The organism is Agrococcus sp. GW821-FHT14H11 (assembly GCF_058803545.1).
Map to the genome: position 1 here is coordinate 1 of NZ_JBXAPA010000021.1, position 1,319 is coordinate 1,319.

At 71.0% G+C, this 1,319-nt stretch carries 1 protein-coding gene; it reads right to left on the minus strand.

Features of this window, described 5'->3' with window-relative positions; all coding sequences use genetic code 11:
* Positions 1–14 precede the first annotated feature (14 nt).
* A complete protein-coding gene (locus AC1RNL_RS13355) occupies positions 15–1,079 on the minus strand; it encodes an IS110 family RNA-guided transposase (RefSeq protein ID WP_492935500.1) in 1,065 nt (354 codons plus the stop codon).
* Positions 1,080–1,319: the final 240 nt, after the last annotated feature.

The following is a 1,319-nucleotide window of genomic DNA, read 5'->3' on the forward strand; positions in this document are numbered from 1 at the left end:
CCCGCTGGATAGTTCTATGTCTCGGGATGCGCAAGATCGGTTCTGAGGTTGCGGAAGATCTCTCGGACGATAGCTCGCTTCAGCGCTCGCATGATGTCGCGCTTGGAGAGGCCCTCGGCAAGCCGTCGATCACGGTAGGCGCGGGTGCGGGGGTCGTGCGCGAGTCGGGTGAGCGCGATCGTGTGGATAGCGCGGTTCGCTTGCCGGTTGCCGCCGCGGTGGAGGCGATGCCGGTGGGTCCTGCCGCTGGAGACCGGGATCGGCGCGGTGCCGGTCAGGCGCGCCAGCGCCGACTCGGAGCGGATGCGGGCGAAGTTCTCGCCGACGGCGACCAGCAGGATCGCGGCGGTGATCGGGCCGACGCCGGTCGCTGCCAGCAGCGTCGGCGCGACCGCCTGCACGAGCGCGGCGATGTCGGACTCGGCCGCATCGATCTCTTCGGTGAGCTGCCGAGCGCGGGTCGCGAGGCGCCGCAGCGCCAGCTTGGCGGCCTGTTCCGGCTCGTCGAGCCTGGCGGTGTCGGGCCGCAGTCGCGCGGCCGCCGTCACCAGCGCGCCGGTCGTGGTCGGCAGCGTTTCCCGCAGGGATGCGGGCGCAGTGGTGCGGACCGCCTGCAGCTCGTTCAGCGCCTGCGTGCGGGACTTGACCGCGCTCTCGCGAGCGGAGTGCAGCAGCCGCAGCGACTCGACCGGCCCGGTGGTGTCCTTCGGGATCGTGCTCGCGGAGCCTGCGAGGACCTTCCCGGCCGCGGCGATCGCGTCGGTGCGGTCGTCCTTGCCGCGACGGGCCCGGGTCGCGCGGTCAGCGGTGTTCACCTCCAGCACGGTAACGCCCGCGGCCCGAAGGTGCCGGGCCAGTCCTGCCCCGTACGAGCCGGTCAGCTCGACCCCCATCCGGTCGATCAGGCCGTAGCCGGCGACCCAGTCCAACAGCGCCTGGTAGCCGGCGCTCGAGACGGGGAACGCCGCGTCGGCCAGCAGCTCGCCGGTGAGCGTCACTACCGCGGCGTGGTGCGTGTCGAGATGCGTGTCCACGCCGGCGACAACGGCCCGCGCGAGCGGGCTTGCGGTGAGTACCATCAGAATCTGTCTCCCTCCGAATCACGTTTCGGCGCGGATGACCGATCCGGGCGGGGCCGACACCACATTGACGAGCGAGATCTCGCAAGGTTCTATCAAGTCAGGCCCCGTCCGGCACCACGCCAGGACGCGACGGCCACGACAGCCACCGACAGATCCAGCGCAAGGCATCCGAGGAGCCTGTCGAGTAGCAAGTCAGGCGCCCGCGAGGCCGCCGCGCCCATTCTCAATGTCGAGTAG